The organism is Yeguia hominis, assembly GCF_014384705.1.
GTDB classification, from domain to species: domain Bacteria; phylum Bacillota; class Clostridia; order Oscillospirales; family Acutalibacteraceae; genus Yeguia; species Yeguia hominis.
Genome location: NZ_JACRSN010000009.1, coordinates 40,942 through 63,564 on the forward strand (window position 1 = coordinate 40,942; position 22,623 = coordinate 63,564).

General features: G+C 51.6%; 23 protein-coding genes. 10 read left to right on the forward strand and 13 right to left on the reverse strand.

Features of this window, described 5'->3' with window-relative positions; all coding sequences use genetic code 11:
* Positions 1-183 precede the first annotated feature (183 nt).
* Positions 184-327, forward strand: coding sequence for a hypothetical protein (locus tag IAG03_RS07310; RefSeq protein ID WP_249319469.1), 144 nt, complete (start codon positions 184-186; stop codon positions 325-327).
* 69 nt (positions 328-396) lie between these two features.
* Here the strand turns inward: IAG03_RS07310 and IAG03_RS07315 are convergent, their stop codons facing one another.
* The 7 genes from IAG03_RS07315 to galE form a co-directional block, all read right to left on the reverse strand.
* Complete coding sequence (locus tag IAG03_RS07315; RefSeq protein WP_249319470.1) at positions 397-1,248, reverse strand: PHP domain-containing protein; 852 nt, start codon at positions 1,246-1,248, stop codon at positions 397-399.
* Between the two features lie 84 nt (positions 1,249-1,332).
* Positions 1,333-2,130: an ABC-2 transporter permease gene (locus IAG03_RS07320; protein ID WP_249319471.1), complete on the reverse strand. Its 798-nt coding sequence runs from the start codon at positions 2,128-2,130 to the stop codon at positions 1,333-1,335.
* Positions 2,127-3,029 carry an ABC transporter ATP-binding protein gene (locus IAG03_RS07325; RefSeq protein WP_249319472.1) on the reverse strand — a complete coding sequence of 301 codons (903 nt, stop codon included), beginning with the start codon at positions 3,027-3,029 and terminating at the stop codon, positions 2,127-2,129. The genes IAG03_RS07320 and IAG03_RS07325 overlap by 4 nt, the downstream gene beginning before the upstream one ends.
* A 439-nt stretch (positions 3,030-3,468) precedes the next feature.
* Positions 3,469-3,837 carry a hypothetical protein gene (locus IAG03_RS07330; RefSeq protein WP_249319473.1) on the reverse strand — a complete coding sequence of 123 codons (369 nt, stop codon included), beginning with the start codon at positions 3,835-3,837 and terminating at the stop codon, positions 3,469-3,471.
* Between the two features lie 169 nt (positions 3,838-4,006).
* A complete protein-coding gene (locus IAG03_RS07335) occupies positions 4,007-4,618 on the reverse strand; it encodes an HD domain-containing protein (RefSeq protein WP_249319474.1) in 612 nt (203 codons plus the stop codon).
* Positions 4,615-5,088, reverse strand: coding sequence for a CYTH domain-containing protein (locus tag IAG03_RS07340; protein ID WP_249319475.1), 474 nt, complete (start codon positions 5,086-5,088; stop codon positions 4,615-4,617). The genes IAG03_RS07335 and IAG03_RS07340 overlap by 4 nt, the downstream gene beginning before the upstream one ends.
* A 5-nt stretch (positions 5,089-5,093) precedes the next feature.
* Positions 5,094-6,110, reverse strand: a complete 1,017-nt coding sequence (gene galE, locus IAG03_RS07345; protein ID WP_249319476.1) for a UDP-glucose 4-epimerase GalE — start codon at positions 6,108-6,110, stop codon at positions 5,094-5,096.
* A gap of 104 nt (positions 6,111-6,214) precedes the next feature.
* On the opposite strand from galE, the gene IAG03_RS07350 reads away from it, so the two are divergent.
* Complete coding sequence (locus IAG03_RS07350) at positions 6,215-6,652, forward strand: putative ABC transporter permease (RefSeq protein ID WP_249319477.1); 438 nt, start codon at positions 6,215-6,217, stop codon at positions 6,650-6,652.
* A 17-nt stretch (positions 6,653-6,669) separates the two neighbouring features.
* On the opposite strand, the gene IAG03_RS07355 is transcribed toward IAG03_RS07350, so the two are convergent.
* The 5 genes from IAG03_RS07355 to IAG03_RS07375 all read right to left on the reverse strand — a co-directional run bounded on the left by IAG03_RS07355 (position 6,670) and on the right by IAG03_RS07375 (position 12,725).
* Positions 6,670-8,016, reverse strand: coding sequence for an MATE family efflux transporter (locus IAG03_RS07355; RefSeq protein WP_249319478.1), 1,347 nt, complete (start codon positions 8,014-8,016; stop codon positions 6,670-6,672).
* A gap of 20 nt (positions 8,017-8,036) precedes the next feature.
* The gene (locus IAG03_RS07360; protein ID WP_249319479.1) at positions 8,037-8,456 is read right to left on the reverse strand and encodes an aspartate carbamoyltransferase regulatory subunit; all 420 of its coding nucleotides are present in this window, start codon (positions 8,454-8,456) and stop codon (positions 8,037-8,039) included.
* Entirely contained in the window at positions 8,450-9,370 is a 921-nt protein-coding gene (pyrB, locus tag IAG03_RS07365) for an aspartate carbamoyltransferase (protein WP_249319480.1), read from the reverse strand. The genes IAG03_RS07360 and pyrB overlap by 7 nt, the downstream gene beginning before the upstream one ends.
* Before the next feature lie 19 nt (positions 9,371-9,389).
* On the reverse strand, positions 9,390-11,771 hold the full coding sequence (locus IAG03_RS07370) for an ATP-dependent helicase (RefSeq protein WP_249319481.1): 2,382 nt from the start codon (positions 11,769-11,771) through the stop codon (positions 9,390-9,392).
* Between the two features lie 138 nt (positions 11,772-11,909).
* A complete protein-coding gene (locus IAG03_RS07375) occupies positions 11,910-12,725 on the reverse strand; it encodes an alpha/beta hydrolase (protein ID WP_249319482.1) in 816 nt (271 codons plus the stop codon).
* Positions 12,726-12,926: 201 nt separating this feature from the next.
* On the opposite strand from IAG03_RS07375, the gene IAG03_RS07380 reads away from it, so the two are divergent.
* The 5 genes from IAG03_RS07380 (at position 12,927) to melA (ending at position 19,583) form a co-directional block, all read left to right on the forward strand.
* Positions 12,927-14,621 (forward strand): asparagine synthetase B family protein, encoded by a 1,695-nt coding sequence (locus IAG03_RS07380; RefSeq protein WP_249319483.1) that lies wholly within the window; start codon positions 12,927-12,929, stop codon positions 14,619-14,621.
* Positions 14,622-14,752: 131 nt separating this feature from the next.
* The gene (locus IAG03_RS07385; protein WP_249319484.1) at positions 14,753-15,973 is read left to right on the forward strand and encodes an extracellular solute-binding protein; all 1,221 of its coding nucleotides are present in this window, start codon (positions 14,753-14,755) and stop codon (positions 15,971-15,973) included.
* 29 nt (positions 15,974-16,002) lie between these two features.
* The gene (locus tag IAG03_RS07390) at positions 16,003-17,310 is read left to right on the forward strand and encodes a carbohydrate ABC transporter permease (protein ID WP_249319485.1); all 1,308 of its coding nucleotides are present in this window, start codon (positions 16,003-16,005) and stop codon (positions 17,308-17,310) included.
* 1 nt (position 17,311) lies between these two features.
* Positions 17,312-18,151: a sugar ABC transporter permease gene (locus IAG03_RS07395; protein ID WP_249319486.1), complete on the forward strand. Its 840-nt coding sequence runs from the start codon at positions 17,312-17,314 to the stop codon at positions 18,149-18,151.
* Positions 18,152-18,260: 109 nt separating this feature from the next.
* On the forward strand, positions 18,261-19,583 hold the full coding sequence (gene melA, locus IAG03_RS07400; protein WP_249319487.1) for an alpha-glucosidase/alpha-galactosidase: 1,323 nt from the start codon (positions 18,261-18,263) through the stop codon (positions 19,581-19,583).
* Positions 19,584-19,742: 159 nt separating this feature from the next.
* Here the strand turns inward: melA and IAG03_RS07405 are convergent, their stop codons facing one another.
* Positions 19,743-20,750: a LacI family DNA-binding transcriptional regulator gene (locus IAG03_RS07405; protein ID WP_249319488.1), complete on the reverse strand. Its 1,008-nt coding sequence runs from the start codon at positions 20,748-20,750 to the stop codon at positions 19,743-19,745.
* Between the two features lie 280 nt (positions 20,751-21,030).
* On the opposite strand from IAG03_RS07405, the gene IAG03_RS14415 reads away from it, so the two are divergent.
* From IAG03_RS14415 to IAG03_RS14425, 3 genes are read left to right on the forward strand one after another with little or no spacing between them, the layout of a single operon-like run.
* Positions 21,031-21,399, forward strand: a complete 369-nt coding sequence (locus IAG03_RS14415) for a DUF5060 domain-containing protein (protein ID WP_346726117.1) — start codon at positions 21,031-21,033, stop codon at positions 21,397-21,399.
* Positions 21,400-21,420: 21 nt separating this feature from the next.
* Positions 21,421-22,023, forward strand: coding sequence for an apiosidase-like domain-containing protein (locus tag IAG03_RS14420; protein WP_346726121.1), 603 nt, complete (start codon positions 21,421-21,423; stop codon positions 22,021-22,023).
* A 24-nt stretch (positions 22,024-22,047) separates the two neighbouring features.
* Positions 22,048-22,560, forward strand: coding sequence for a DUF5605 domain-containing protein (locus IAG03_RS14425; protein ID WP_346726119.1), 513 nt, complete (start codon positions 22,048-22,050; stop codon positions 22,558-22,560).
* Positions 22,561-22,623: the final 63 nt, after the last annotated feature.

The following is a 22,623-nucleotide window of genomic DNA, read 5'->3' on the forward strand; positions in this document are numbered from 1 at the left end:
CGAATAAATTCGCAAAATTCAAAAATATCTCATGATTTCAAACGGAATCTCAAATTTTCGGCTGATTTCATTTGATTTCAATTTTTCAAAAAATAGAAGGGGACGGCTTTGATTAAAAAACTGGAACACCTTTTGGCGGGCTGCAATATACTGTTAATGTAAACCGAAAGGAGGCAATCACCCATGTGTTGTAACAATTTATTTGGTAACGGAAACTGCTCCTGCATCATCCTCATTATCCTCATCCTCTTGTTCTGCTGCAATGGCTGCGGCGGCGGAGAATGCGGCAATAGCAACAACGGCTGCGGCTGTGGCTGTGGCTGCTAACCCGTAAACTCCATGCAAAAAAGGGAGACTGCAAATGCAGTCTCCCTTTTTCATAATGCTTGTTTGATTTTATTTTTGCTTTCGCTGTATTTTACGGAGCTGTTCAAGCGTAAAGTCCGGGGTTCGATAAGAACCGAGCGGCATAGGCTTTCCCCGATACATTCCGTGAAAATCCGTTCCGCCTGTTGCGAGCAGGTGTTTTTTTTGTGCAAGTTCCAGAAAATCCGCTGTATCCTGTTCGTTTGCACTGGCGTGCCAAACCTCGATTCCATCCAGCAGCTTTTGCTCGGTCAATTCCAGCAGAAGGTCGTAGCTGTTATAGTGCGCAGGATGTGCAAGCACCGCAAGGCCGCCGGCGTTATGAATCTGCGTGATAACCTCGTAGACATCCGGATAGCTGATCGGACTATAGGCCAGCCCGCAGCGCGGATGAAAAAGCTTCTGGAAAACCGGCCCGAAAATGGAATCGGCATATCCGGCGTCCATCAGCGCATGCATCATGTGTTGCTTATAAATAGTTGTGCTGCCCTGTGCCCGCCGGAGAACCATCTCGATCGGAATGGGATAGATTCGCTGCAGCTTTTGCAGCATGATATTCGCCGCTTTCCGGCGGCTGTCTCCAATCTGTTTGCAAAGGCCTTCCAAACGATCCGGAAATGTACAGCAATAGCACAAAATGTGTACTTTGCGGTTGCGTGTCCGGTCATAGGCAGAAAATTCGGCGCCCGGAAAGACCTCTACACCCTGCCGTTCTCCCAAAATTTTTGCGCGCGTCGCGCCGGCAAAGGTATCGTGGTCTGTCACGGCAATCGCAGAGAGTTTCTGCTGTTTTGCGAGTAAAATCAGATCCTCAATACTGACAGATCCATCTGAAAGTTTGGTGTGACAGTGTAAATCCGCGTGCCATTGTTCCTGTTCCATTTTGTTCCCTCGGTTCTCTGTTGATCAGCCGCAATGCTGGATTCTATTGTACTCCAAAAACAAATTTGGTGCAAGGCGGCCTTGTTACAGCAGTTTTTCTGCAGTGAACCGGTGGGGCAGAGAAACCAGCAAAACAAAATCCAGACACAGCAAAAAGAGCGAAAGGAACAGCAAAACAATAGGATTCAGCTGATAAAGTCCGGCAAAGGGAAGCGTATACATGAAAACGACCGGAAACATCAAAAACGAAGAAGTGCGGAACGCCTGATCATGACGCTGTTCGTGTCCGGAAAAATACAGGACACACAGCGCGCTTAGCAGAGCAAACAGCGGGGCAAGCAGAAATAGGGTAATCAGCCATTCGGCATTGAGAAAAAACGGAATTTTTAACAGAATGTCCCCGACAGAAGCCGCAACGGTAAAGAGGATAAAAGAAAGTACCGTAACAAGCAGCGAGAGCATCATGCAGCCGGATAATTTAATGCGCGCGAGCCGCTTGGGAGAAAGCGGCGTTAAAAGAAGCGTTTCGATGGTGCCGCGTTCCCGCTCACCGACAAAACAGCTGGAGGTGGTTACCGCAGAGATGATGATGGGGACAGAGAGAAAGAGCATCGGGCAGATCCGATCGGTGACAAGACAGAAGAGACCTTCCCGGATCCCATATTCAAAATCAGAAACCGGAATCAGAGACAAAAGCCGGACGGCGCTTTCCGCTCCGCCAATTGGGATCAGAAGAATAACCAGCAAAAAGATCACAGGCAGGATGACAGAAACCAGCAGCGGCAGAACAATCAAAAGAAGCCGAATTCCGCGTAAACTCCAGATTTCATAGAAGTCTTTTTTGAGCAAGGCGGTATCCGCGCGAGGAAAACGACGGTTCATAAGAGAGCCTCCTTTGGCTGGGTATGTGCAGAAAAGATTTCGGATAGAGACGGCCGGACAATCCGTGCCTCAAAAACCGGCTTCCCGGATTCTAAAAGCTGTTTGATGAGAAGCGGCATTTCCGATTCAGAGGGAATCGGGCGGCTTAGCCATCCGTCCTGCGGCGCTTGACTGTCGGAAGGCTCCGGCACCGTGCGGATTTCTGCGGACAGGGAAAGTCCGGCGGCGCGCCATAAGGCTTCATAGGTGCCCTGGGCTGTCATGGTTCCGCGTTGCAAAATTCCATATGCCGTACAAATGGACTGTGCTTGTCCGAGCATGTTGGCAGAGAGAAAGATCGTCATTCCTTCTTCCCGGTTGAGCGATGCAAGCAAAGCAGTGATGCGCTCGGCGGACTCAATGTCGATGGCATCTGCGGGCTCGTCCCGAAACAGAATTTTAGGACGGTGCAAAACCGCACGGGCCAGTGAGAGGCGTTCCTTCGCACCGGGCGAATAGGCGGAAACGAGGGTGTCCCGAAGATCCCAGAGATCCAGTTCTTTCATGAGATAGGTTGCCCGTTCCCGTGCATCCGCCGGGGAAATCTGGTAAAAGCTGGAGAAAAAGAGCAGGTTGTCCAGTCCGCTCATCTGTCCGTATAGATTGGCGCTTGCAGATGTAACGCCGCAGAGTGTATGAAGCTTTCCGGTTTCCTTTTGCGGGGAAAGCTGCAAAACCGTAGCGCGCCCCTGCGTTGGCGGCAGAAGACCGCACAAAATACGGATGAGCGTGGTTCGGCCAGACTGTTTGGTTCCTAAAAGGCCGAAAATTGCGCCTTCCGGGACAGAAAGGTCGACTGTATGCAGGGCAGTGCGTTTTCCGTATATTTTAGAAAGGTCAATCGTGGTGACAGCGTCCATATGAAATTCTCCCTTTCCGGCTGCATTTTGCGAAGTTGGGGCGCAATAGGCTGTGCGTTCGATCGGGATCCAATTCCTTCCCCAATAGAAAATGGCATCGCGAGATGGCTCACATGTTTTTATGCTTTTTGGAGTATGTTGCCTATGGCAAAATGTTCTCAAGGAAACAAAGCGGAGACTTTGTTTTAAGGCGGAGAAAGCCGCCGGTTATGCGAAAGCATAACGCCCTTGAGGGTTATTATGCCTATGGCAAAATGTTCTCAAGGAAACAAAGCGGAGACTTTGTTTTAAGGCGGCGAAAGCCGCCGGTTATGCGAAAGCATAACGCCCTTGAGGTTATTATAACATGTTTTTTCCCATTCGCACACCAAAAGAAAAATTCTTCCCAGTCTATAAAAAAGCAGGCTGTTTCCCAAAATAGAAACAGCCTGTATAGCGATTATTCGAGATTTAGGTGCCGGGAGAGCATGCGGTGCGTGACCACATAATAAATCACGCCGAGAAGAACGTGATAGAGAATGATTGTGAGCAGGACAAGCTGTGCGGAGAGCAGCCCGCTTTCGTGCAGAAAAGCCTTCCATGTGTCCGGGAAAATCCGATTTGCACCGAACAATGCAACAGAGGCAAGCGCGCTTTCCACAAGACGCAGCCCCAAAAACACGCCGATGCCGAGGAGAATCTTGGATTTTCCGCAGCTTGGTTTCTGCCCGAAGCCCACCCCAGCTTTGTATGCGATATCGGCTAAGGCCGTATTCTTGGCTGATTTCCCTTTGACTTCTGCCTGCCGCCAGCTGTTCCCTGATTTCATCTTTCATGCTTGCCGGATGTCGTTTCATTCCTTTTTCCGGACATAACAACATCCCCCTGATGTAGCTCTGTTTTCCTACATCAGGGAGCTTTTTGCCTATTGTCCGTTTTTACTGGTTCGGTTCATCTCTCCGTGCTTTTTGATGGGACAAAATATGAATATTTGTTTTTTAGCGGTTGTTATTGACCGCGGAGGTTCCCTTTTCGACAAGATAGGTTGCCTCGAGATCCGCAAGATGAAGCTTGACGGCCAGCGGAAAACGCTCATACGCGTGGCTCATGGCAAAACCGCCTCCCCGGACGGAATCGTCGAATCCGCCCATATGCCAACGAATCGCCATGGCTTCTTCGAGTTTTAGCCGCATTTTCCGTTCAATCAGGAATACGGACTTTTCTCCATGGCCATAGGGGAAGGAATCGTCAACGGCGAAAAAGGGTTTCTTTTCCCATTGGCCGGTTTCGTCGTTTTTGACATTGCGTGTGGAAACCTTATAATATTGCGCTTTACACAGATCGTGCAGCAGCGCGCACACCGCAAAGCTTTCCTCGTTGTCAATGCCTTCTTCAAAATACCGTGCCCGCAAAACCTGATAGACGTTTACGCTGTGCATGACCAGTCCGGCGTCACAGGCGCAGTGGAACCGTGTGCTGGCAGGCGCAGTGAAGAAGTCGGTGGAGCTGATCCACTGCAGAAGCTTATCTGCACCGGGCCGGGTAATTTGTGTTTGGAAAATCTGCTCAAATTGTTCTCGGGCGTTTTGCGCCGAAACGGATTCCGTCATTGATGATTCATCCTTTCCCAAATTGCGCGCATGGTAAATGAGGGGTCCTCCGTGACTTCCTGCAGCAGACAGTCCGGCGGAGAAAACACAGCCGCTTCTTCAACGCTCTGAAATTCCACTTCGGCATACCAGAAGACCTGATTCCCGGGCAGAAACACGCAGTTGCATTCCAGCGTATGCCCATCTGGCAGCAAATAGGTGCGAAACGCTTTCCGAAGCAATGGCTTTTTCAGGAGCGCGCAGAGTTCCTGAAAAACCTGTGCCGAAATGGCGAGTTCTGTTTCCTGGCGGACGAGCGTCCCTTCGCCTTTAAAGCAGAGCTTGTAGCTGGCATCGCCTTCGTTTGGCGTCGTTTTCCGGATCCGTACAACCGGATCGACGGCGAGATACCCCTGTTCGAGAATCGCCCGCCGTACTTCCGGAAATTGCTCCGGAAAACCGGAAATTAAAAATTTTCGCTCAATCTCCATGGGCGTCAGGCATCGTAGCCGTGAGGGTTCTGCGTCTGCCAGCGCCAGGAATCCGCGCACATATCGTCGAGTGTTTTTTCTGCTTTCCAGCCGAGTTCTTTCGCGGCTTTGCTGCAGTCTGCGTAACACATGGGGATATCGCCGCCGCGGCGCGGCGCAATCACATAGGGGATCGGTTTGCCGACCGCTTTTTCAAATGCGTGGACAATCTCGAGAACAGAATATCCGGTGCCGGTGCCAAGATTGTAGACGCGCAGTCCGCAGGGGGAATCTCCGAATTGTTTGAGCGCGGCAACATGACCCTTTGCAAGGTCGACGACATGGATATAATCGCGGACACCGGTGCCGTCCGGTGTCGGATAGTCGTCACCAAACACGCTCAGCTTCTCCAGACGTCCGATGGCCACCTGTGTGATATAAGGTACCAGGTTGTTGGGAATCCCGTTCGGATCTTCGCCGATCTTTCCGCTTTCGTGTGCGCCGACAGGATTGAAATACCGCAGAAGAATGGGACTGAATTCGGCATCCGCTTTGGCGCAGTCGGTGAGAATCCGCTCAATCATCAGCTTTGTGGTGCCGTAAGGATTCGTGGCGGAAAGCGGAAAATCTTCCCGGATCGGAACGGATGCGGGGTCTCCGTAGACGGTTGCGGAGGAACTGAATACAATGTTGTGCACGCCGTGTTGTTTCATGCTTTCCAGCAAAACCAGCGTGGACACCAAATTGTTTTCATAGTACCGAAGCGGCAGCTTGACGGATTCACCGACGGCTTTTAATCCGGCAAAATGGATGACGGCATCGATGGATTCTACCTCAAAAATATGATCGACAGTGGCCTTGTCCCGCAGGTCGGTCTCATAAAACGGAACCGTTTTTCCGCTGATTTCTTCCACACGGCGAATTGCCTCTTTTTTACTGTTGCAGAGGTTATCAATGACGGCAATTTCATAGCCTGCTTTGAGCAGTTCCACGCAGGTATGCGTGCCGATATAGCCGGCGCCGCCGGTAACCAGAATTTTCATGAAGATTCATCCTTTCTTTGTATCCATTCATGCGAAAACGCATGTTTAAAACAAATTTGTTTGCAGATACTTTTTTTATTCGAAAACGCAAGGGGGATTGCGAAATGAAGCGAAAAGATTTGCTTTTGCTGATTTCAGGCGGGGTCATTTATCCGACTTTGGAAATGGCCTGGCGCGGATATACACATGTTTCCATGGCGGTGGCAGGCGGCGTGTGCGTCGTTTTGATTGACCGGGTCTGCAATGGCGCGTTGCAGCGCAGCGGCCTTACCGTGCGCTGTTTTGCAGGCGGGACGATTATTACGTCGGTGGAACTGCTGGCAGGAATTGTGGTCAATTTCATTTTGAAGCTGCATGTATGGGATTATTCCCATTTACCGCTCAATATTTTCGGCCAAATTTGCCTGCCGTTTACGGCGTTGTGGATGCTCGCTTCCATTCCGGCGATGGCGCTCGGGCACTTTTTCGGAAAATCCAAGGAACTGAACCGGCCGCTGTTTCGCAGGCACACCGGACAGGCGCTTCCTATCAGACAAGCCTGAATGCGCAGAAACAGGTTTTATCGCGTGACGTTTTTAAGCCAATATTTTTTCCGGTAACGCCAGGTGGTCAGCGGCAGTTTGATGATTTCATCGCACATCAAGATGGCATACACAACGTAGACGTTCCAGTGAAATACAAACGCTGCCAGCGCACCGAGCGGAATCGAGAAAAACCACATGGTTCCGACATCCATTGCGAGGCCGAATTTAGTATCGCCGCCGGATCGGAAAATGCCGACGACCTGTGTGGTGTTATAGGTTTGTGCAACCACGAAGTAGGCCATGACAAACATCATAAAGGAGAGGTAATCCCGGGACTGCCCGGAAAGGTTGAGCGTCGCCATGGAAATCGGGCGCGCAATCAGGACCACTGCGGCGCCGAAAACACCTGATATCAGGGAGATCCAGATAAAGCGTTTACTGTCGCGTTCTGCACGTTCCGACTCGTTGGCGCCGATTGCTTTGCCCAGCATAATCGCCGCTGCGGCCGCAACACCGAAGCCGACGACCTGTGCCAGCTGCCGCGCAACCTGCGCGACAGAATTGGCCGCCACGGCGGCGCTGCCCATGTGTCCGATTACAACCGAGTTCATGGAACTGCCCATGCCCCAAAACAATTCGTTAAGCATGACCGGGACGGAATATTTAAGAAAATCGTGAAAAAGAAGCGGTTCCCGGACAAAAAGGTCGGAAAACCGAACCCGAACGACGTGATTGAACCGAAACGCATAGACCGCGACGATGAGAAATTCGATTACACGGGCAAGTGTCGTTGCGAGTGCGGCCCCCTGAACGCCCATAGCCGGAATGCCAAGCAGCCCGAAAATGAAAATGGCATTGAGACAGATATTGACCACCAGGGAAATGGCGTAGACAACGGTGGAAATAATAACCCGTTCAATACTGCGGATGACATTGAGATAGACCTGCGTGGCGGAAGCAATGATGTAGGAAAGGGAAACCAGACGCAGATATTGCACGCCGGACTCGATGACTTCGGTTTCGTTCGAAAAGATCCGCATGGTCTGATAGGGGAAAAGCTGCACCGCTACGGTGAACAGAAGCGCAGCAAGAATTGCAAAGCGCATCGTAATGCCCATGACTTTTTCAATCGTGCGGGTATCCTTTTTTCCCCAGTACTGCGCGGTCAGGACCACCGCGCCGGAGGTCATGCCGAAAATCAGGAGCATCATGATAAACTGCACCTGTCCGGCAAGAGAAGCGCCGGAGAGTGCCGTCTCGCCGACAAGACCCAGCATCACGACGTCCGCCGCCGAGACGCCAACGTTAATGAGGTTTTGCAGCGCAATCGGGATGATTAGGGCAAAGACCGATTTATAAAACAGTTTGCTTTCCGTTTTCAAGTAAAATCAGGCCTCCTAGATTATTTGTATTTTTGTTCGCAGTAGATACAGCGGTAGCTCCGGTTATCTTCTCCGCACAGGCGGAAAATCTGATCGATACCGGGTTCTGCAGAGGTGATGCAGCGCGGGTTTTTGCAGCGGATCACATTTTTCAGACGTTTTGGCAGCACCAGCTTTTTCTTTTCTGCAATGCGTCCGTTTTGGATGACGTCGACCGTGACATTATGATCCACATAGCCGAGAATGTCAAGATCGAGGTCGATAATGCCATCGATCTTAATGATGTCCTTGCGGCCGTATTTGGTGCTTTTGGCGTTCTGGATGACGGCGACACAGCAGTCAAGCTGGTCAAGGTGCAAAAGTTTATAGATCTGCATGCCGCTGCCGGCTGCGATATGATCGATTACAATCCCGTTTTCCAGGCTGTCGATGTTCAGCATGGTTCCACCTCCAGAAGTTTTAAGATCAGCGCCATCCGGACATAGACGCCGTTTTGGACCTGCTCGAAATATGCGGCGCGCGGATCGTCGTCCACTTCGGGCGCAATTTCGTTGACACGCGGCAGCGGATGCAGGACACACAGGTCAGGCTTTGCGAACGCCATTTTTCGCTTGTCGAGAATGTAGCTGTCCTTTAAGCGGATGTAATCCTCTTCGTTAAAAAAGCGTTCACGCTGCACGCGGGTCATATAGAGAATATCGAGCTGCGGCATAACTTCTTCGATGGTGGCGGCCTCCTGGTAGGGAAGACCCTTCTTGACGATCGCTTCCTGCAGGACATAGCCGGGCAGACGCAGCTCTTTCGGGGAAATCAGCACAAAGCGGATTCCCGTGTAACGGGAAAGCGACATGATCAGCGAGTGGACGGTGCGTCCGAATTTCAGATCGCCGCACAGGCCGACCGTAATTCCGCTGAGACTTCCTTTTTTGGCACGGATGGTCATCAGATCTGTGAGCGTCTGCGTCGGATGCTGATGGCCGCCGTCCCCGGCGTTAATGACCGGGATTTTCGAATAGAGAGAGGCCACGAGCGGCGCGCCTTCCTTCGGGTGGCGCATGGCGCAGATGTCCGCATAACAGGAAATGACGCGGATGGTATCGGCGACGCTTTCACCTTTGGAGGCGCTGCTGGTATCGGCCGAAGCAAACCCGAGGACACTGCCGCCAAGATTCAGCATTGCGGCCTCAAAGCTCAGACGGGTGCGGGTGCTGGGTTCATAAAACAGCGTTGCGAGCTTTTTTCCTACGCAGCAGGATGCATATGCTTTTGGGTTTGCGGCGATATCGTCTGCGCGGTCGAGCAGTGCTTCGGTTTCCTCGACAGAGAAGTCGAGCGGGGTAATCAGATGTCGCATCGGGAGTCCTCCTTGCCGGTTAAGATAATTTTTTCAGTTTTGCGAAATTGGACATCAGCTTTTTCGTTCCGACGCGGTCAAAGCTGATTTCCAAAAGACTGTCGTTGCCCATAGGCGTGATGGAAAGAACCATGCCTTCTCCAAAGACTTTATGGCTGACCCGGTCCCCCGGCGCATAGCTGCCGGTTTCCGAACCGCCGACCGGCCCGAAGGAGCGCGCGGCGCTGATCGAGGCAACGCGCTGTTCATAAGCGGAGCGTGTTGCAAAAACGGTTCCCTCCGACGGCTTTTTCCATTCCCGCGCCTTGGAAAAATGGACGAGCGTTTCCGGGATTTCCTCGATAAAACGCGACGGCCGATTACGGGAAGTCGAACCGAAAATCATTCTCCGTTCAGCGTTGAGCAGATAAAGCTCTTCCCGCGCCCGGGTAATCGCGACATAGGCAAGCCGCCGTTCTTCCTCAATTTCCGGCGGGTTGTAGATTGCCTGCATACCGGGGAAAATGTTCTCTTCCAGTCCGGGCAAAAACACAACCGGGAATTCCAGCCCTTTTGCAGAATGCATCGTCATCATGACAACACTGTCTGCGGAAGCGTCGAAGTTGTCAATGTCCGTCATGAGAGAGATTTCTTCGAGAAATCCGGAGAGCGTCGGCTCTTCCATTTCTTCTTCGTATTTGACGATGTTTGAGGCAAGCTCATTGATGTTGTCAATCCGGTCGTCTGCATCTTCACATTCGGTCTTGAGATAGGTCAGATAATCCGTCTTTTCAAGCATCAGATGGTATAATTCTTCCATGGAGACTTCCGGATCCTGTGCAGCGGTGATGAGCTGCCGCATCATGGAGGCAAACGCAGTCAGTTTGGCGGCGGAGCGCTTGAGCGCTTCAAATTCCTCCGCGCGGGTGATGACTTCGAAGAGAGGAATCCCGAGTTCGGAAGCAATTTGTGCAGCAATGCCGACCGTCCGGTCGCCGATGGAGCGCTTGGGCTTGTTGATGATCCGCGTCAGGCGGACCTCATCCGCCGGGTTGTTGATGACGTTTAGATAGGCGATCATATCCCGGATTTCCATGCGCTCATAGAAGCGAGTTCCGCCGATAATCCGGTATGGAATTCCCGATTTGATGAAATACCGCTCAAGCGCATTCGACTGGGAATTCATCCGATAGAGAATTGCAAAGTCGGAAAACTTCCGGCCGGAAGCAACTTCGTCGGTAATGATTTTGGAGATATAATCCGCCTCGTCCTGCTCACTGTATGCCGTATGGCATTCGATTTTCTTTCCCTCCGGATTGCCGGTCCAGAGCGTTTTTCCTTTGCGCTGGGTGTTGTTGGCAATCACGGCGTTTGCAGCGTTCAGAATGTTCTGCGTGGAGCGGTAATTTTGCTCCAGACGAATCACCTTTGCGTCCGGGAAGGTTTCCTCGAAGCTCATGATGTTTTTGATGGTGGCGCCGCGGAACTTATAGATGCTCTGGTCGTCATCGCCGACGACGCACAGGTTTTGGCTCTTCTGTGCAAGCAGACTGACAAACAGATATTGCGCGTGGTTGGTATCCTGGTACTCGTCCACCATGATGTACCGAAACCGGTTTTGATAGTGCTCCAAAACGTCCGGGCAAGAAACAAAGAGCGAAACGGTATTTGCGATCAGGTCGTCAAAATCCATTGCGTCGGCGTCTTTGAGGCGGGTTTGATAGAGCTTGTAGGCTTTTCCGATCAATTCCAGCCGATAGTCCCCGCCGGTATGCGCCAGAAATTCGTCCGGTGTTGTGAGCGTATCTTTGGAACGGGAAATTTCAGCGAGTGCCGATTTCGGCGGAAGAATTTTTTCCTGAATGTCGAGTTCCCGCAGGCACTGCTTCATCAGACGGCGGGAATCATCCGTGTCATAGATGGTGAAGTGATTCGTATACCCGAGACGTTCACCGTCCCGGCGCAGAATCCGTGCACAGGTGGAATGAAAGGTCGAGGCCCAGACCTCGTTTCCGTCGTCCCCGAGCATCCGGCTCAGGCGTTCTTTGAGCTCTCCGGCGGCCTTATTGGTGAAGGTAATGGCGAGGATTCGCCACGGCTCACAGGCACGGTCGGAGAGACGGAACCGCACGCTCTCAGAGAGCGGTGTGCCCTTTTCCAGATAGGCCCGGCAGTCAGCGAGATCCTGTTCGTCAAGCTGCGGGGAAATCCAGTCGGAATGATAGGCGTTTCCGTTTTGGATGATGTTTGCGATGCGGTTGACGATAACAGTCGTTTTTCCGCTTCCTGCGCCTGCGAGAATTAAAAGCGGGCCGTCAACGCAGAAGACGGCGTCTTTCTGCTTCTGGTTCATCCGGGAAAAATCTTTTTCGAGGATTTGTTTTCGCAGGAGTTTCAGTTCTTGTTTGCTGATTTCGTTCATGTATCCACCGCCATTTTGATTTGGTCAGGGCGCTGCGGCCGTTTTGGGCAGAACGTCCTGGATGATTTTACCGGCTGAAAAAACAGCCGACCGAAAAACCGGCTTGCGAAAAAATTTCCGCAAGCCAATGTTCAGAATCTAAAAAGAAAGCGTTTCCGCTTTGGAAATCGGAAGCCATTTTAGAACGTTTTGAATCTGTTCATCCCAATAGCGCCAGCTGTGGTCGCCCGGGGATTCGGAATACGTAAGAGAAAAACCCTCCTGCAAGAAAATGTCCCGCGCACTGCGATTCGCTTTCAGCAGAAAGTCTTCGGTTCCGCACCAGAGAAAGAGCGGGGGAAGCGGCTTGCCGGATGCTTTCAGACGCCGGGCAAGCGCGAAGAGGTCATTTTCGCTGTCGCTGAGATCCTGTAAAGTGCCAAAAGCGTTTTGAAAAACAGAGACCTCGTGCGGCGAACCGGCGAGCATTTCTGCGCTGAAAACGCGGGTGATATCCGTTGCGCCGGATAAGGAGGCTGCTGCTCCGAAGGTTTCAGGAACCCCGAGCGCAAGCTTTAAGGCGCCGTAGCCGCCCATTGAAAGACCGGCGGCAAACGTTTCTTCCCGCCGGTCCGACATGTTGGGAAAGAAAGACCGGCAGATCTGCGGCAGCTCTTTTGAAAGATAGGTCCAGTAGGGCAGACCGTGTTTCATATCGGTGTACCATCCAAGGTGTGTGCTGGGCATCACAACGGCGATTCCGAGTTCGCTTGCGTACCGCTCGATGGAGGTGCGCCGCATCCAGATGGTATGATCGTCGCTCATGCCGTGCAATAGATAAAGCGTCGGGTATTTCCCATCCTTCCGGATTCCGGAAAGACCGATTTGTTTCGATGTTTTTTGCGGAAGAAGCACATGCATCTGCATGCTCATCCCCAGCACGTCCGAGAAGAAGTCAACCTGTAAAAATGCCATGCGAACCTCCCGTGATCAATCCGAAACGTCAGATGGACTTGTGATGGTCAGAAAACATTCTGTAATAATAATTATACCTGATTGCCGGGGGAATTTCAATCGATCCCAAAGAGATTCCCGGATTCTTTTTGGCGTCAAGACAATGGTCACCCGCATATACTGGATCAGAGGAACGTTGCTGTGGGAAACGGAGGAATACGCATGTGTGGAATTGCAGGGTTTTGTGATTACGTAGAGGAGCTTACCGGGGAATCCTATTTGTGGGGAACGCTTGCAAAGCGGATGGCCGCCCGGCTGAAAACGTGCGGATCCGACAGCGGCCTGACTGTTTCAGCACATACCGCATTTGCGCAGACGCATTTCGCGTCTGAAAAACCGGTGCAGCCGGTTTGCTGTGTGCGGGATCATGTGCGTTACACCATCGTCTGTGACGGCGAACTGTACAATGCGGCACAGCTGCGGCATGAGCTGCGCGGGCTTGGCGCGCGGTTTGAAACGCAGAGAGACGCAGAGGTGATGCTGCAGGCGTACCTTTATTTTGGAGCGCACTGCGCAGAAAAACTCAACGGTGTTTATGCGTTTGCGGTAGAGGATGGACTTCGGAACGAAACCTTTCTTTGCCGAGATCGTTTGGGCGCAAAGCCGCTGTTTTATACCGAGGTCAACGGGCGTCTTGTATTTGCATCCGAAATCAAGGCGCTATTTGAATATCCCGGCGTAAACCCGGCGGTAGACCGGGAAGGACTCTGCAAGCTGCTTTGCCTTGGCGCGGCGCAGGGCGGCCAAAGTGTGTTTTGCGGAATCCGGGAGTTTTTGCCCGGGACATGCGGCTTTTTCGGGCGGGAAGGTCTGCACGTAACGCCGTATGATTTTCCGCAGGATTGCTGGAAGGGTGTTTCTTATCCGGAGCGGGTTTACCGGGTTCGGGTGCTGCTTGAGGACATTGTCGCCAGACAGATGCAGGCGGAAACGGAACCCTGTTTCCTTATGGAAGCGCGCCTGGAGTCCTATATTGCAGCAGCGCTTGCGGCGGAGCAGTGCCGGCAGCGAGGAAAACGGCTTTCGGTCTATTCGTTCGGGCTGTGCGGAGAAAATTCGTGTTTTACGCCGAAAACAGCGTTTTCCGGCGTTTTGGAAGCGGATATTCAAAAAATTGCCTGCAGCAGAGAGGAGTTGGCAGCACTGCTGTATGATGCTGTAACGGTACAGGATCTGCCCGGCACGGCAGAAGCAGATGCGGCGAATCTTTATTATTTTCAGCAGATCCACAGCCAGGTGGCACTATGTGATGTGTGTGCGGTACAGGTTTTAAACGGAAAAACAGAACCGCAACAAATTTTCCCTTGGGTTGCAAAAGAGCCGGCGCCGCTTTTAAAACCGGAACTTGCAGAAGAACTGTGCCTTGCGAATTGTATGCAGGAAATGCAGACCGAAGAGTGTGCGGACAGCCCGGAAACGATGCTTGGCAAATTGCGCTGGAATCTGGCAGAAACCCTGCGGCGGCTTGATCGGTGTGCGGCGGCAAGCGGTGTGAAACTTCGGGCGCCGTATGCGGATTTTCGGTTGGTCGAAACAGCAACCTGCTTTTTGCAGACGCAGAAAGCAGGAAGCGGCGGGCGCTTGCTGCGGGATGTGGCACGCGGACTCTTGCCGGATGCCGTGCTGGATCGTGTCCCCTGTCTGTGTGCAGAGAAGCTGGCGTGCGGAATCATTCCGGCAGAATGGCTCTCCATGGTGCTGCGGGATCCGCAGCAGCCGGTGCATCGCTTGCTCTCGAAAGAGATCGAAAGAATGCTGCTGCAGGGGAATTCCGGTTATGAAAAAACGCGGCTTCCAGCCTTTCTTTTGCAGCTGAATTTTTGGCTCAGACAGTATGATGTTGCGCTTTTGCTGTGATTTTCAAGAAAGCCCGGCTTTGTATATTTAGGACCACCTGTGGAAAACTGTTTGATAGTTGCGGCCCGCAACGGGCCGCAAATGCCGGAAAAAGGAGGAACGGATACGGCAAGCTGTATCCAAAAATCAGGATGAAACGAATCATATGCGGATTGCTTTCTGTGTGGCTGCTGTTTTCTATGGCGGCATGCAGTACACAAAAAACGGAGAGCGGGAGCTCCAGCGAAACGGCAGATGAAGAAATCACGCTCAAGATTTGGGAGTCCACCGAAGGCCCGGACAAGTTCATTCGGGAAGCGGGAGAGGCATTTCAAAAGATCCATCCCAACATCCATGTGGTGTATGAAAACGTAGAACTCGGGGACGCACGCAACCAGATTGCCTTGGACGGCCCGGCTGGAATCGGTGCGGATGTGTTCGCCACGTCGCACGACACGCTCGGAGAGTTGGTTTCCGGCGGGCATATCCTGCCGACGGACGATCCGGAAACCGTATCGGAAAATCTTTTGCCCGCCTGCCTCGATGCGGTAACGTACGGCGGAACGATGTATGGGTACCCGGTTTCGGCCGAAACGTATGCACTGTTTTATAATCGGGCATATTTGCAGGACGACGAGGTGCCGAAAACCTTTGAAGAGGTCCGCACGTTTTCAGAAGCGTTCGAAGAGGCCAATCCCGGAAAATACGGCTTTATGATGAATGTTGCAACCGGCTATTATACGGTTATGTTTCTGACAAACGGCGGCAACCGTCTGTTTGGAGAACGCGGAGAGGACGCGGCATCACCCAATTTGAATACGCCGGAAGCGGTAGCTGGAATGCGGGCATTTCAGTCCTTGCGGCCGATTTTGGATGTTCCGGCAGCAGATATTGCGGACGATTCGATTTGCGCGTCCTCATTTTCAAGCGGAAACGCCGCGATGTATGTGACAGGCCTTTGGAATGTCAATGTGTTTGAAAAGGCGGGCGTCGATTTTGGCGTCACAACCCTTCCGAGCCTTCCGGGCAGTGACGAACCGGCGGTTTCTTTTTCCGGTACGCGTGTGATGCAGGTTTCTGCATACACAGAGCATCCGGAAGAGGCGGCAATGTTTGCGAAATTTCTTCTGACGAATGAAATGCAGAAGCTGCGGTTTACCCTGACCGGTACGCTTCCGGCGACGACCATCTCGGTGGACAGCCCCTATGCGGAAAGTTTCTCCAAACAGCTTTCTTATGCAGTGCCGATGCCGGCGCTGCCGGAGGTTGCCTCCTTTTGGGAGACACTGAAAAGCGCCAGCGCAAACATCTGGAACGGTGCGGACGTGCAGAAGGAATTGGACGCTGCAAATGCGGCGGTTTCTGCGCGATAATGGATTTTTTGAAAAGGAGAGGATGCCCTGTGAAGACCGACGGTTCCTCGCGTGGAAAGGTGCGGGCGGTTTCCATCCTGTTTATGGGTCTTGCGCATCTGCTTTATTTCCGGCAATATCTGAAAGGGCTGCTGTTTGCAGCTGCAGAAATTGTGATGCTGGTGCTGTCTCCGTTTTTTGTGCGGAAGCTGCGGGATCTGATTACACTCGGATCCCCGCAGCCGGAACTTCCGGTGAAACTGCGGGATAATTCTGTATTTATGCTGATTGACGGCGTGATGGTGTGTGCGGTGCTGGCGGTGTTTTTTGCGCTGTATGTCCTTTCGGTCAAAAGTGCGCTTGCATCCTATGAAACGTTCTGTGTGCTCAAAAAACACCCGGGCAAACAGGCAGGCCGGCGGATTTCTGGAAACTCATTTCCGGTGTTCGGGCTTGCACCGACAGTTCTGCTGGTGCTCTTTTTTGTGGTGGTGCCGCTTGTTTTTTCCGCCTGTGCAGCTTTTACAAACTACGCGTCCCCCAATCATATTCCGCCAAACAATACGGTGGACTGGGTTGGGTTTGAAAATTTTTCTGATTTGTTCGGCGGAGAAGCGGCCTGGACTTCGGCGCTTGGACGGGTTGCGCTCTGGACGCTGATTTGGGGGCTTAGCGCGACGCTGACCTGCTATTTCGGCGGGCTTTTCCTTGCGGTGCTTCTGCAGGAAAGCCGGCTGCGGATTGCGCCGGTTTTTCGCGGGATTTTTATCCTGCCTTATGCGGTGCCGTCTGTTGTGAGTGTTTTGGTTTGGAAAAACCTGCTCAACGGCTCTTTCGGAATTGTAAACCGGACGCTGATGGAGCTGGGCTGGATTTCTGCACCGATCCCCTGGCTGAGCGATACGCTGCTCGCAAAATTCATGTGTATTTTCGTCAATCTCTGGGCAGGGTTTCCGTATTTTATGCTGTTGACCCTTGGCACCATGACGGCAATTTCGCCGGATGTTTATGAAGCGGCGCGGATTGACGGCGCCAACCGCGCGCAGGTGTTCCGCAAGATTACGCTGCCGCTCGTCATGTATCAGACGACGCCGCTGATGATCATGTCGTTTACACACAATATCAACAATTTCGGCGCCATTTTCTTCCTGACCGGCGGCATGCCGAAGGTTTCGGACAGCACCATTACTGCGGCCGGCGGAACGGATATTTTGGTAACCTGGATCTATCAGCTCACGGTAAATTTGCTCAAGTACAACTATGCGGCGGTGGTTGCGGTGCTTCTGTTTTTGGTGATTGCGCCGTTTGCCATTTTGAATTTCCGCAGAACCAAATCCTATCGGGAAGGGGAACTTTGATATGAAAAGCAGGACGATGCAGCGCGTGAATACGGGAATCATCTTTCTTTTTTTGACGCTGGTCTCTCTGGTGACGCTGTATCCGCTTGTCTATGTTGTGGCCGGCGCGTTTTCGCCGGGTTCCTCGATTGCGTCGCTGAGCGTGGTGCCATTCGGAGACGGCGTGACGCTTGCGCATTTTCGATATCTGTTTGAGAGTACGAACTATCTGCTCTGGTACCGCAATACACTGATTATCGCGGTTTTTTCTTCCGCCGGAACGGTTGTCATTGCATCGCTTGGCGCCTATGTCTTTTCGCGGTTTCGCTTTCCTTTGAAGAAAAGCATGATGATGGCGCTTTTGATTTTGCAGATTTTTCCCTCTTTTATCGGAATGATTGCCATTTATGTAATCTTGCTGCGGATCGGCGGAATCGATACTCTGTGGGGGCTGGTGCTGGTCTATGTGGCGGGCAATATTCCGTACAACGTCTGGCTGGTAAAAAGTTATCTCGATACCATTCCGCGCAGCCTGGACGAGGCGGCACGGATCGATGGCGCCAGTCACTTCCGCGTGTTTTACAGGATTGTGCTGCCGGTTGCAAAGCCGATCCTGACCTTTTTAATGATTTCCAGTTTCACAACGCCCTGGCTGGACTTCATTTTTCCGAAGATGGTGCTCCGCTCTTCGGAAAAGCAGACGCTGGCGCTGGGGCTGTTCAGTTTGGTGACGGATAAAAAGAACTTGTTTACGACATTTGCTGCCGGCGCGCTGCTGGTAGCAATTCCGTTTATCATCTTCTTTGTCCTGACGCAAAAGACGCTGGTGACGTCTCTCGGCGGCGCGGCGGTAAAAGAATAAATGCTTTAGAATGCAACATTTTAATAAAAATATGCAACACTTTCTCCTTTCCTGAAAGGAAAAATTCGCTATAATGTGGATAGAACCTGAGAAAAGAGGAGAAGGCAAAATGAAAATTACGTTTATGGGTGCGGGAAGCACGATTTTTGCAAGAAATGTCCTCGGAGACGTCATGTGTACACCGGCGCTTTGCGGCTGCGAAATTGCACTTTATGACATTGATCCGGTCCGCCTCAAGGAATCGGAGATTATTCTTTCTGCAATCAACAAAACAATAAATTCTGACAAGGCAAAACTTCGGACGTATCTCGGCGTGGAACACCGTCGCGAAGCGCTTCGGTCGGCTGACTTTGTTGTCAATGCAATTCAGGTCGGCGGGTATGAACCCTGTACGGTTACGGATTTTGAAATCCCCAAAAAGTTCGGCCTGCGCCAAACGATCGCCGATACATTGGGAATCGGCGGCATCATGCGCGCGCTTCGGACCATTCCGGTGATGGAAGATTTTGCGCACGACATGGAAGCGGTCTGCCCCAATGCCTGGTTCCTGAATTATACGAATCCGATGGCGATTTTGACCGGCTATATGCAGCGGTATACAGGGATCAAAACGGTAGGGCTCTGCCACAGTGTGCAGGTGTGTTCGGAACATTTGCTGCAGGCGCTCGGTATGGAGGATAAACTCGAAGGGCGTCAGGAAAAAATTGCCGGAATCAACCATATGGCCTGGCTCCTGGAGCTGCGCGACCGGAACGGAAACGACCTTTACCCCGAAGTGCGTCGTCGTGCGGCGGAAAAAAACGCAACTGAAAAGCACAGCGATATGGTTCGGTATGAATATATCCGGCGCCTGGGCTATTACTGCACGGAATCCAGTGAGCACAACGCGGAATACAATCCGTTTTTCATTAAGGCGCAGCATCCGGAGCTGATTGACCGCTATCAGATCCCGCTCGATGAATACCCCCGCCGCTGTGTTGAGCAGATTGCCGGTTGGGAAAAAGAAAAGGATGGAATTCTTGCGGACGGAAAGGTTTCGCATACGCGCTCCAAAGAATATGCGTCATATATTATGGAGTCGATGGTTACGAATGCACCGCTGAAAATCGGAGGCAACGTTCTGAATGCCGGCGGCCTGATCGAAAATCTGCCGTTCGACGCCTGTGTAGAGGTTCCGTGTCTGGTGGATGCCTGCGGCGTGACACCTTGCCGGGTAGGACGCCTGCCGGTACAGCTGGCGGCGATGAATATGACGAACATCAATGTGCAGCTTCTGACCATCGAAGCCGCCGTGACGCGCAAAAAAGAGCACATTTACCACGCCGTGATGCTCGACCCGCATACGGCGGCCGAGTTGACACTCGACGAAATCGTAGCAATGTGCGATGCGCTGATCGAAGCGCACGGCGACTGGCTGCCGGCGTTCCACTGAAAATTTGCGTGAATAGAGCTGCTTGAAAACCCAAAGCGCTCCGTGTGACTGTGAACTGCAGTCATACGGAGCGCTTTTTTGTAGAGAAAAGTGCATTGTGGAGAACAAACGGCTGTAAGCATTAGAGGCGAAGTGCGCTGCAGCTCTTTGTAAGACGGCTCAGCGAGAACGGTTTCGGACGCTGCTGCGCTCGACAAATTCTGTGCAGAGCTCAATTTTCATGCAGGGAGAGCCAGCAGATGCGTTTGCTTTACTGAGCAGACGCCGGACAGCTTCCTGTCCCATTTCTTTTTTGAAAACGCGGATTGTAGTCAGCGGAGGAGAAGTCACTTCGCAAAACGGCATATCGTCAAATCCGATGATGGAAATTTCATCCGGAATCTGGTGACCGCGCTCCTGCAAGGCCTTCATTGCGCCGAAAGCGATGTTGTCGTTGTCGGCAAAAAATGCAGTCGGAAGCGTTGCGTGACAGTTGAGATAGGCGAGCATATCCCGGTAAGAGCCCTCCATGGTCGGAGAGAGGAACGCGCAAAATGATTCTGGAAGACAAAGATCGTGGCGATCCAGCGCGCGCAGCAAGCCGGCTTTCCGATCCTCAAAGTTGTTGATTCGGAAACTGCTGCCCAAATACCCGATTTGCGTATGACCGTTTTGAATAAAATATTCGACCGCATTGCAAACGGCATCTGTATTGCCGATTAGAACGGTGTCCATGGGGTTTCGGTCAAACCAACTATCGAGCAGGATAACCGGTGCAGCAGCCTCGTGGAAAGGCGCGATATCGGAATCCGCAAGTTCTGTGGCGAGAAGCAAAATGCCGCTGGTGCTGTCGTTTAAAATATGGGTCAGGACTTCCTGAAAGTCGGGATCCTCCTGCGAAAGATTTGTAACCGTCATATGGATGCCGTTATTTCGGCATTCGTATTCGATCCCCTGAATGAGAGCGGAGAAAAACGGTGTGTCGGCCAGAACATCCCCGGATTTGGAGTAGGACACCAGACGCACGCTTTCCATTTTGGCCTGCGTGCGGTACCCGATTTCTTTGGCAATTTTTAAAACTTTTTCTTCCGTTGCTTTGCTGAATCCTCTTTTCCGGTTCAAAACATTGGAAACCGTCGCAGGGGAACAGCCGGACCGTTTGCTGATTTCTAAAATGGTTTTTTTCATTGAAAACCCGCTCCTTACTGCAAAACATTATAGACGAAACTCAAATTTTCTGTCAAGAGGGATAGATTACTTTTAAGTAAAATATTAGATAAAATTTTATAAAACAGAAAAACGGAATTGACAAAGGATCGAACGAGATATATGCTAAAAATCAGAAAGGATTGCTGCTTTGCACAGGATTTTCAAAAAGATTGTTTGCTTTGTAGAATAATCCGTAAATAAAATAAATGATAAAATTTTATTTTAAAATTATATGAAATGATTTAGGGGGGTGAACAATATGCACAGCTATCCAACGTCTGTAGAAAAATGGGGACTCTTTGAATTTCAGGCGCGCGGAAAGACAGCAGGAAATCCGTTTACGGATTACACGGTCCAAGGAACGTTTACATCCAAAAATGAGACAGTAAGGGTGTCCGGATTTTATGACGGCGAGGGCATTTACAAAGTCCGGTTTATGCCGTCTTTCGAGGAAGCGTATACCTTTACGGTGTCCGGCAGTTTTTCCGACGAAACATACGGCGGCTCTTTTTTGACAACCGCGCCTTCTTCTAAAAACCATGGGCCGGTCCGGGCTGCAAATACCTATCATTTTGCGTATGAAGACGGAACGCCGTACTATCCAATCGGCACGACCTGTTATGTGTGAGAGCTGCAGAGCGATGAGCAGATTGCAAAGACGCTGCAAAGTCTCAAAGAGGCGAAGTTTAATAAAATCCGGTTCTGCATTTTCCCAAAACATTATGATTATAACCTCGGCGAACCGCGCAGCTATCCCTATGAAGGAACCCCGATGGACAGCAGTGTGCTGACCAAGGAAAACTTCCTCGAGTATACCGGAAAAACAGAGGGGAACCACTGGGACTTTACCCGGTTCCACCCGGCGCATTTTCAGCAGATTGAGCGCTGCATTGCTGCGTTGCAGGAGCTCGGTGTGGAAGCGAACCTTATTGTCATGCATCCCTATGACCGCTGGGGATTTTCGCAGATGACGGCGGAGCAGGACGATCTTTACTGGAATTACGTGATCAACCGGTTTTCTGCATATCGCAACGTCTGGTGGGCACTGGCCAATGAGTATGACCTGATGGAGCACAAAACGCTTGCGGACTGGGAACGATACGCGAAATTGCTCTGCGATCACGATCCGTACGGGCATCTGCGTTCCATTCACAACTGCCATACCTTTTACGATCACAGCAGGCCCTGGATTACGCACTGCAGCATGCAGCGTTTGGATTTGCATCTGTCTTCGGAATGTACAGATGCCTAGAGAGCCCGGTATCAAAAGCCGGTTGTGCTGGATGAGATCGCTTATGAAGGCAATATTCAGCATGGCTGGGGTAATATTTCCGCACAAGAGCTGCTCAGACGATTTTGGGAGGCTGCCTGCCGCGGGGGATATCCCGGGCACGGGGAGACGTATCTGAGCGAAGATGGAGTTTTGTGGTGGTCGCACGGCGGCAAGCGCAAGGGGGAAAGCTGGAAGCGTTTTGCGTTCTTGCTTCAGATTTTGCAGGAAACGCCGGGGATCGGCTTGAAGGGGATTCCCTATGAGTGGGACAGTGTTTGTGCGGTTCCGGAATCACCGGAACTGGCGGAAAAAACCGGATATCATCTGTTCTATTACAGCTTTATGCGTCCGTCCTTCCGGGAATTTAATTTCGATGAAGAGACCGAATACCGGGCAGAGGTCATCGATACCTGGAATATGACGATAGAAGAGGCGGGCGTTTGGAAAGGACGGTTCCAGGTTCCGCTGCCGGGCAGAGAATATATGGCGATCCGTCTGACAAAAGTACACGGCTGAAACGGAACGATTGCAATAAACTCTTAAGTTTACAATACTACGATACATAGAAAGGAAGATTCA

Coding starts and splice junctions, on each gene's coding strand:
- IAG03_RS07310 (WP_249319469.1), top strand. CDS start 184: ATGTGTTGTAACAATTTATTTGGTAACGGAAACTGCTCCTGCATCATC.
- IAG03_RS07315 (WP_249319470.1), bottom strand. CDS start 1,248: ATGGAACAGGAACAATGGCACGCGGATTTACACTGTCACACCAAACTT.
- IAG03_RS07320 (WP_249319471.1), bottom strand. CDS start 2,130: ATGAACCGTCGTTTTCCTCGCGCGGATACCGCCTTGCTCAAAAAAGAC.
- IAG03_RS07325 (WP_249319472.1), bottom strand. CDS start 3,029: ATGGACGCTGTCACCACGATTGACCTTTCTAAAATATACGGAAAACGC.
- IAG03_RS07330 (WP_249319473.1), bottom strand. CDS start 3,837: ATGAAATCAGGGAACAGCTGGCGGCAGGCAGAAGTCAAAGGGAAATCA.
- IAG03_RS07335 (WP_249319474.1), bottom strand. CDS start 4,618: ATGACGGAATCCGTTTCGGCGCAAAACGCCCGAGAACAATTTGAGCAG.
- IAG03_RS07340 (WP_249319475.1), bottom strand. CDS start 5,088: ATGGAGATTGAGCGAAAATTTTTAATTTCCGGTTTTCCGGAGCAATTT.
- galE (WP_249319476.1), bottom strand. CDS start 6,110: ATGAAAATTCTGGTTACCGGCGGCGCCGGCTATATCGGCACGCATACC.
- IAG03_RS07350 (WP_249319477.1), top strand. CDS start 6,215: ATGAAGCGAAAAGATTTGCTTTTGCTGATTTCAGGCGGGGTCATTTAT.
- IAG03_RS07360 (WP_249319479.1), bottom strand. CDS start 8,456: ATGCTGAACATCGACAGCCTGGAAAACGGGATTGTAATCGATCATATC.
- pyrB (WP_249319480.1), bottom strand. CDS start 9,370: ATGCGACATCTGATTACCCCGCTCGACTTCTCTGTCGAGGAAACCGAA.
- IAG03_RS07370 (WP_249319481.1), bottom strand. CDS start 11,771: ATGAACGAAATCAGCAAACAAGAACTGAAACTCCTGCGAAAACAAATC.
- IAG03_RS07375 (WP_249319482.1), bottom strand. CDS start 12,725: ATGGCATTTTTACAGGTTGACTTCTTCTCGGACGTGCTGGGGATGAGC.
- IAG03_RS07380 (WP_249319483.1), top strand. CDS start 12,927: ATGTGTGGAATTGCAGGGTTTTGTGATTACGTAGAGGAGCTTACCGGG.
- IAG03_RS07385 (WP_249319484.1), top strand. CDS start 14,753: ATGAAACGAATCATATGCGGATTGCTTTCTGTGTGGCTGCTGTTTTCT.
- IAG03_RS07395 (WP_249319486.1), top strand. CDS start 17,312: ATGAAAAGCAGGACGATGCAGCGCGTGAATACGGGAATCATCTTTCTT.
- melA (WP_249319487.1), top strand. CDS start 18,261: ATGAAAATTACGTTTATGGGTGCGGGAAGCACGATTTTTGCAAGAAAT.
- IAG03_RS07405 (WP_249319488.1), bottom strand. CDS start 20,750: ATGAAAAAAACCATTTTAGAAATCAGCAAACGGTCCGGCTGTTCCCCT.
- IAG03_RS14415 (WP_346726117.1), top strand. CDS start 21,031: ATGCACAGCTATCCAACGTCTGTAGAAAAATGGGGACTCTTTGAATTT.